The sequence below is a fragment of the Phenylobacterium sp. genome, assembly GCF_016793285.1.
Classification (GTDB): Bacteria; Pseudomonadota; Alphaproteobacteria; order Caulobacterales; family Caulobacteraceae; genus Phenylobacterium.
The window spans coordinates 1-4,369 of the sequence record NZ_JAEUMO010000033.1 but is presented as its reverse complement, the minus strand read 5'-3'; the positions used below and the strand labels follow the sequence as shown (position 1 = coordinate 4,369).

Here is a 4,369-nt window from a genome sequence, read left to right as displayed (position 1 = left end):
CGCTTCACCTCTTCGAGGTTGAAGCACTCGATGGTGTCGCCGGCCTTGATGTCCTGGAAGCCCTGGAACGCCATGCCGCATTCCTGGCCCGCGGGCACCTCGTTGACCTCGTCCTTGAAGCGCTTGAGCGTCTGCAGGACGCCCAGTTCCAGGATGACGACGTGGTCGCGCACGATCCGGACGCGCGCGCCCTTGCGGACCACGCCCTCGGTGACCTTACAACCCGCGACACGGCCGACCTTGGTGATGTCGAAGGCCTGCAGGACCTCGGCGTTGCCCAGGAAGGTTTCGCGCTGGATCGGCGCCAGCATGCCCGAGAGCACGCCTTTGATGTCGTCCAGCAGGTCGTAGATGATCGCGTAGTAGCGGATCTCGACGCCTTCCCGTTCGGCCAGCGCCTGCGCCTGCTTCGAGGCGCGGACGTTGAAGCCGAGGATCGGCGAGCCGGCGCCCTTGGCCAGCATCACGTCGCTCTCGCTGATCGCGCCGGCGCCCGACAGGATGATCCGCGCGCGGACCTCGTCGGTGCCCATCTTGTCCAGCGAGCCCACGATCGCTTCGGCGGAGCCCTGCACGTCGGCCTTGATGATGACCGGCAGCTCCGAGACCTTCTTGTCGGTGATCTTGGCCATCATCTCGGCCAGCGAGGCGCCCTGGACCGGAGCCCCGGCCTTCTCGCGCTTCACCCGGACGCGGTACTCGGTGAGTTCACGCGCACGCGCTTCGCTCTCCACGACCGCGAAGGGCTCGCCCGGATCGGGCGTGCCGTCGAGGCCCAGGATCTCGACCGGAACGGACGGCCCGGCCGAATCCAACTGCTCGCCGCGCTCGTTGAGCAGGGCGCGCACCCGGCCGAAGTTGGCGCCGGCCACGACGATGTCGCCGCGCTTCAGCGTCCCGCGCTTGACCAGCACGGTCGAGACCGCGCCGCGACCCCGGTCCAGCTTCGCCTCGATCACCAGGCCGTCGGCCGTACGATCGGGGTTGGCCTTCAGGTCCAGCACCTCGGCCTGCAGCAGGATGGCTTCGATCAGGTCGTCCAGGCCCAGCTTCTGGGTCGCGGAGACTTCGACCGCCTGGGTGTCGCCACCGAGGCTCTCCACCACGATCTCGTGCTGCAACAGCTCGTTGATCACGCGGGTGGGGTCGGCGTCGGGTTTGTCGATCTTGTTGATCGCCACGATGATCGGCGCGCCGGCCGCCTTGGCGTGCTGAATCGCCTCGATCGTCTGCGGCATCACGCCGTCGTCGGCCGCCACCACCAGGATGACGATGTCGGTGACGTTGGCGCCGCGCATCCGCATGGCGGAGAAGGCGGCGTGGCCGGGCGTGTCCAGGAACGTGACCTTCTGGCCGTTCTCGAGCCGCACCTGATAGGCCCCGATGTGCTGGGTGATGCCGCCGTGCTCGCCCGACACCACGTCGGTCGACCGGAGCGCGTCCAGCAGCGAGGTCTTGCCGTGGTCGACGTGACCCATGACGGTCACGACCGGGGGCCGCGCCTCCAGGTGATCGTCGAGATCCTCGGCGCCGATGAAGCCCTCTTCGACGTCGGCCTCCGAGACGCGCCTCACGGTGTGGCCGAATTCGGTGGCCACCAGCTCGGCGGTGTCGTTGTCGATGACGTCGTTGATCTTCAGCATCACGCCCTGACGCATCAGGAACTTGATGATCTCGACGCCGCGCACGGCCATCCGGTTGGCGAGTTCGCTCACCGTGATGACGTCGGGGATGACGACTTCGCGGGCCACCCGGGCCTGCTCGACGGCGCCGCCCTTGCGCTTCTCGCGCTCGCGTTCGCGGGCGCGGCGCACGGAGGCGAGCGAGCGCATCCGCTCGGCGCCCTCGGCGTCGCCGGCGACGGTCTGGATCGTCAGGCGGCCTTCACGGCGCGTCGGCGCGCCCTTGGCGCGGCTGATCGCGCCCTTGCCGGGCTCCTGGGCGCGACGCCGGTCGTCGTCGTCGCGGCGGTCCATGACCGAGCCGCCGGGCCGCGGAGCCTGGCGGGTGGCGCGCTGCACTTCCGGCGTGGCCGGCGGGGCGTTCGGGCCGACGCGCGGGCCGCCCGGACCACGGGGGCCGCCAGGGCCGCGGGCGCCGTCGCGCGGCGGGGCCGGGCGCGGGGCCAGGGCGGAGTAGCGGACGGTGCCGCCTTCGGGACGCGGACCGCGGTCGCCCTGCGGGCGGTCGCCGTCGCGGCGAGGCGGGCCACGGTCGTCGCGCGGCGGCCGGGGGCCGTCGGCGCGCGGGGCGCGCTGGCCGAAGTTGGCGTTCTCGAAGCGGCCCGGGGCGCGCTCGGGCCGGTAGGTCGTGGTGGTCGGCCGGTCGTCGCGACGATCGTGCGACGGCTGATAGGTGCGCGTCTGGCCCGGGGCGGTGGGCCCGGACGGCGCCTGGGGAGCGGCCGGACGCGGCGCAGGCTGGGCGGCCTGGACCGGCGGCGGAGCCGGCGCGGCGGCCACAGGCGCAGCCGCCGGCGCGGGCGCGGGCGTGGCGGTGGGTGCGGGCGTAGGGGCGGGAGCCGCAGGCCTCGGCGCCTCGGCCTGGACCGGCGCGGCGGGCGCGGGCGGTGGCGCGGCGGCCGCGGCCTGGGCGGCGCGGGCCGCCTCGGCGGTCGCGCGGTCGCGCTCCTCGCGGGCGCGGCGGTCCGCTTCCTGTTGCTGCTGTTGCGCACGCGCGGCGGCGATGACCCGCTCGCGGGCGGCGCGTTCCTCGGCCGACAGGCCGTCGCCGGGCGCGGCAGGACGCGAGCCGCCCTGGGTCGCGGCGGGGCGCGGCGGCGGATCGAACACACGGCGTTCGGCGGCGGACGGTGCGGCCAGATTGCCGCCGCCCGGCGCGTGCGGCCGGGACCGCTTGGTCTCGACGACCACCGTTTTCGTCCGGCCGTGGCTGAAGCTCTGCTTCACCGTGCCCGAGCTGACCGAGCCACCGGGACGCGGCTTCAGGGTCAGGGGTTTACGGCCGTTGTTGTCGTTCTCGCTCATTCGCTCGCTTTTACTCGCGCCGGGGCGGATCCCCGGCCAACGTCACGCCTTCAACGTCGCCCGTCTCTCAATAAGGAAAGGCGGAAAGCCCTAGGGCTCCCGCTTCGCCTCGACAGGCTCCTCGCGCCAATCCTCAGGAAGGAGCGGACTGAAACCCGCCAGGCGTCGGACATCTTCGGTCCAGCGCTCGGCAGCTCGCCCCGCAAGGAAGGCGGTGTGTATCACATTCTCGCCCCCTAAGGCCAAACCCAATTCCGTCGCCGTGAAGACGCCGAAAACCCCGGGCGGCGGGGACTGATGACGGGCCAGGCGCAGAAGCTTGCCGCGGCCGTCTGCGGCGCCGTCCGACGCCTCGACCAGCCACGCGGCCTTGCCCGACGATATCGCGGAAGAGACCTTTTCGAACCCGGAGGTAAGGTCTCCCGCCTTCCGTGCAAGCCCCAGGGCGTTCAGAATCCGCGCCCGCAGCAGGGCCGAGACCTGCTCGGCCAGGTCTGGCGAGGCCTTCATCGGCGCCTTTGCCGAGCGCGCGAACAGGCCCTTCTTCGCCGCCGTCTCGACGGACGCCCGGTCGGCGGCCACCCACATCCCGCGGCCCGGCAGCTTGCGCGCCAGGTCCGGGACGACGGCGCCATCGGGCCCGGCCACGAAGCGGATCAACCGCGCCTCCGCCATCACCTCCCCCGAGACGATGTCACGCCGTTCGCGCGCCGCCTCGGCGTGAGTCCTCGCCACCGAGGTCATCCTTCCTTCCTCCTCGACGGAGGAAGGGCCGGGGATGGTGGTGTGGCCACGTCGAACGACGCATCGCTATCCGGCTCCGGCGTCCGGCCTTTCTCGAGCAGCGTCAGCTTCACTCTCTCGGCACAGGCCTCCGCATCATTCTCGACCTGCTTGTCCGTGAACCGGACAACCTGATAGCCCCGTGACTCCAGCCACAACTGCCGCTCGCCGTCGCGCAGCGCGACCTCGTCCAACCGCTCGTGGACGCCCCCATCGACCTCGATCACAAGCTTCCACCCGCGGCTGTGGATCAGACGGCGCGCGTCGGCGCCGAACGAGGCCACGGCGCCCGACCTCCTGCCCGCACCACCATCCCCGACCCTTCCTCCGTCGAGGAGGAAGGGAGAATCTAGCCGATCAGTTGGTTGATCGAGGCGGTGGCGAAGCACGAGGAAGACACCCTGTCGCCCTAGGCGTCTTGAGCTTCGCCGGCGGCTTCCGCCTCGGCGAACGCTTCATCGCTGGGTTCTTCGTACTCGGCTTCCGGCTCCTCGGGCGCCTCGACCCAGCCCATGGCGATACGGGCGCGCATGATGAGCAGCTCCGCGTCCTGCGGCTCCAGCCCGAAGGCTTCGAGGATGCCCGGTTCGCGCACGCGC

Annotated in this window: 3 protein-coding genes and 1 pseudogene; all 4 read right to left on the bottom strand. The window is 71.7% G+C overall.

The features are described from left to right. The coding region (gene infB / locus JNL41_RS04200) for a translation initiation factor IF-2 (protein WP_293473021.1) at positions 1-2,987 on the bottom strand (2,987 nt) is incomplete at its 3' end. Between the two features lie 90 nt (positions 2,988-3,077). Then, on the bottom strand, positions 3,078-3,731 hold the full coding sequence (locus tag JNL41_RS04195) for an RNA-binding protein (protein ID WP_293473020.1): 654 nt from the start codon (positions 3,729-3,731) through the stop codon (positions 3,078-3,080). After that, a complete protein-coding gene (locus JNL41_RS04190; protein WP_293473019.1) occupies positions 3,728-4,054 on the bottom strand; it encodes a DUF559 domain-containing protein in 327 nt (108 codons plus the stop codon). The genes JNL41_RS04195 and JNL41_RS04190 overlap by 4 nt, the downstream gene beginning before the upstream one ends. A 125-nt stretch (positions 4,055-4,179) precedes the next feature. Next, a pseudogene (locus JNL41_RS04185) lies at positions 4,180-4,369 on the bottom strand (transcription termination/antitermination protein NusA); the annotation flags it as partial.